Consider the following 3388-nt stretch of genomic DNA (forward strand, 5'->3'; position numbering starts at 1 on the left):
AATCTATGAAGGTGCTTACTTCCTTTTGAATCTATTTCATGCTCAACCTTACTCACTAAATCTTTATATATTCCTTCAAAATACTCCCATTTGATTACTTTTAACCGCTTTGAAATGCCACTATATGTCGCTTCAATGCCACTTTTCATTGATCCAAACCCTTGGTTGATTAGCTTTTCTAACATTCTTAAACTAGTTTTCTTGCCAAGGAGTATTAATCTCAGCAAACCTTTGAATAGTTATTCTCCGGTGATTTTATTATTATATCTATTGACATCGTAAAGTTTTCCTAGTCTCTCTAAATCTTCTTCTTTTATTAAAGACATAATATTTTCTAATTCTTCCATATATCAATACATCAACTTATGGGGTCATCCTCCGGCGGTGTTGTCATCACCGTTGAATAAAGACCTCCTGCTTGGCTGCCTTTGCGGGCCGTGCTGCTGGCTTTTTAAATGAAAAATTATGGGCGTGCAACGTCTTGCCTCAAGAACATAAAGCGCAGGTATCGCTTACTTTCATATACGTTGTGGCTTTCCAAATGCTCGATAAGTTCCGCTGTTTGTGAAATATTCAGCTTGCTTACAGAGCCCCTGCTTGACACCATTAACTTTTGATCTTCCTTATACTCCTCGACTGATCGTCAATCAGAAGAGCCTCAGCAATTTGACAATAGCTCCAACCCTTTGTCGGATAAAAAAACTGCCTTAATCCTATCTTCTACGCGTCGGTTCTTTTCTTTCCGATGCTGCGTTCTTAACGCAACACGATCTTCTTCTTTCAGAAATCTTTGCATAAGAAAAATTATTAACACATAAAATTAAATTTTTAAACAATTTCATTCAGCATGAGTATATGCATATTATTTTTTTACCTCTAATCTGATTAAGTTTTTTTAGTTTGTTCTTTTCTTCCTGGTCGATACTTTTGGATTTTTTAAGTGTATTTTTTAAAAATTTTGATTTTATAGCACCAGCTGAACTATAAAATCTATATGTTTATTAATAACACTTGCCTTTTCTAAAACATTGTAAAAATATCAAAATTTTTAATACAACAGCTGTGCTTTTTACATTTGCCGAGTTAATTTCATTCCTTTTTTAACATCGCTTTTCTGCCTTAATATTTATTTTTTTTGAGAAGAGATAAGATATACTGAGTCATACTTTTTATCTCCTGGCGAGCCGTAATATGAGCTAACGTAGTCAGCCCATCTCGATCCATAACTGTTAATCCGTAGGAAAAAAGTTCTCGAAAAATGCTGCGATCTCCTATGCTAGGACCTATATGAAATCCCACCCTAGGTGCTAGGCTTTTTAAAATTTTCTCCATATGCAATTGTGTGCGAGAAATTTGATGGCTAATTCGATTTCGTACAACCACCCATTCTAAATGTTCTTGAGCTTGGGATGCCTTATTTAGTCTTTGTTCCCACACCATGTGGGCATAGCTGCCAAAGGGAAGCGTAAGGTGAGATTGTTCTTGAATCTCTCTGATATTTACAAACAAATCTAAATCTAAAGGACTTTCTGTTATAGGGCTGACCAAAACACTAGATTTTTGATGAACATAGCGCCCTAAAGGAGTGTCACTTCCTTGAGTATCGATTACAATAACATCAAAATTTTCTAAAGTTTGTAACAGTAAATCCAAATCTTTTATGGATAGCTCTGCTGTTTCATACGCACTAGGACAAAACCGAACAATTTCAGGAACAGGAAGAGAAAAATTTTGCTGCTTGCAGTACTGTCTTCGATTTTCTATACTACGAAACAACGTTCCTTGATCTCCATCTGCATCAAAGCAGGCAACACTTAGCTTTTCATACATACACTGAAGTGCAAAATGTAAGGCAAGTGTAGATTTTCCTACTCCTCCTTTTGCATTCCCCCAAACAACAATATGAGATTTTTTTTTTGCATCCATTTAAGCCTCAAATGAGGAACCTCGTCGATAAATAATATACCAAATTCCCGCCATCAGCAAACTAATCGTCAAGATAATAAGACTACCTAGCGCATTAATCTGGGGAGTATATCCAATTTTAAGGTAAGAAAAGATTACTAAAGGAAGCGTTGTGTACCCAGGCCCAGAAGTAAAGCTAGCTAAAACTACATCATCAAAAGAAAGGATAAATGCTAAAAGCCAACCAGAAGCAAGGGCGGGCATCAGTAAAGGAAGTTTAATTGCAAGAAAAACTTTATAAGGGCGAGCTCCCAAATCCATTGCTGCTTCGCTTAATGCAGGGTCAATGCTTACGATACGTGATCTTACAATGGCTGTGACGTAGGCAGTTCCTAGTGTGGTATGGGCCACAAAAATACTCCAAAATCCTCGAGTAAGTTGGGGAAAAATTTTCATAATTGCAACCCAAAACAGCAACAAGGCCAGCCCCATAACGATTTCGGGAATCACTAAAGAAAGGCTGGCCATCCACACAAGGTGAGGATGGGCACTTTTGTTTCTTCCCCATTGGCTGGCACACAACGTTCCCAGTATCATAGCAAAAGTTGCAGAAAGTGAAGCAATTTTTATGCTTACCATAAATCCACGCATAAGCAAAGGATTTTGAAAAAGTGCGTAATACCACTTAAAAGACCATCCGGCCCAACTCATTGTGCTCAAACTATTAAAAGAGTATAGAAAAGTAATAAAAATTGGAAGATATAGAAAAATAAATCCAAAATAAAAAAACCAGTTAGAATTTTATTTTTCTTTAGCACAATTGTCAAAATTTAAAAATTCAATTTCTGTAGTATACCAATGTTTTTCGGTAAAGCCTATCTAAACTCAAAACATTTATAAAGATTCACACGATAAAGTTTAATGTATTAAGACTTAAAAAGAAATATACTCGATTCGATAGAAGGGAATTATGCACAACTTATGAGAGCGATGAAATGAAATATACTCATACTGAATGAAATAGTTTAAAAGTTTAATTTTATGCGTTAATAATTTTTCTTATGCAAAGATTTCTGTCAGAAGAAGATCGTGTTGCGTTAAGAACGCAGCATCGGAAAGAAAAGAACCGACGCGTAGAAGAGAGGATTAAGGAAGTTTAGTTATTCGACAAGGGGGGAGCTCGTCAAATTGCTAAGGCTCTTTTGATTGACGATCAGTCGAGGAGTATAAGAAAGATCAAAAGTTAATGGTGTTAAGCGGGGGATCTATAAGCAAGCTGAATACTTCGCAAACATCAGAACTTATCGCACATTTTGAAAGCCATAACGTATAAGAAAGTAAGCGATACCTGCGCTTTATGTTCTTGAGGCAAGACGTTGCACGCCCATAATTTTTCATTTAAAAAGCCAGCAGCACGGCCCGCAAAGGCAGCCAAGCAGGAGGTCTTTATTCAACGGTGATGACAACACCGCCGAAGAATGAA

General features: G+C 36.5%; 4 protein-coding genes. All 4 read right to left on the reverse strand.

Annotation, left to right across the window (positions count from 1 at the left end; translation table 11 throughout):
* Positions 1–185: hypothetical protein (locus tag HE1_RS00490; protein ID WP_035543365.1), on the reverse strand; the 185-nt coding region annotated here is incomplete at its 3' end.
* A gap of 473 nt (positions 186–658) precedes the next feature.
* Positions 659–796 (reverse strand): hypothetical protein, encoded by a 138-nt coding sequence (locus HE1_RS08510; protein WP_162531128.1) that lies wholly within the window; start codon positions 794–796, stop codon positions 659–661.
* Positions 797–1119: 323 nt separating this feature from the next.
* Entirely contained in the window at positions 1120–1926 is an 807-nt protein-coding gene (locus HE1_RS00495; RefSeq protein WP_035543368.1) for a division plane positioning ATPase MipZ, read from the reverse strand.
* Complete coding sequence (locus HE1_RS00500) at positions 1927–2616, reverse strand: ABC transporter permease (protein ID WP_024161490.1); 690 nt, start codon at positions 2614–2616, stop codon at positions 1927–1929.
* Positions 2617–3388: the final 772 nt, after the last annotated feature.

Origin of the sequence: Holospora elegans E1 (assembly GCF_000648275.1) — a bacterium.
Lineage (GTDB): Bacteria > Pseudomonadota > Alphaproteobacteria > Holosporales > Holosporaceae > Holospora > Holospora undulata_A.

Coding starts and splice junctions, on each gene's coding strand:
- HE1_RS00500 (WP_024161490.1), bottom strand. CDS start 2,616: ATGAGTTGGGCCGGATGGTCTTTTAAGTGGTATTACGCACTTTTTCAA.
- HE1_RS00495 (WP_035543368.1), bottom strand. CDS start 1,926: ATGGATGCAAAAAAAAAATCTCATATTGTTGTTTGGGGGAATGCAAAA.
- HE1_RS08510 (WP_162531128.1), bottom strand. CDS start 796: ATGCAAAGATTTCTGAAAGAAGAAGATCGTGTTGCGTTAAGAACGCAG.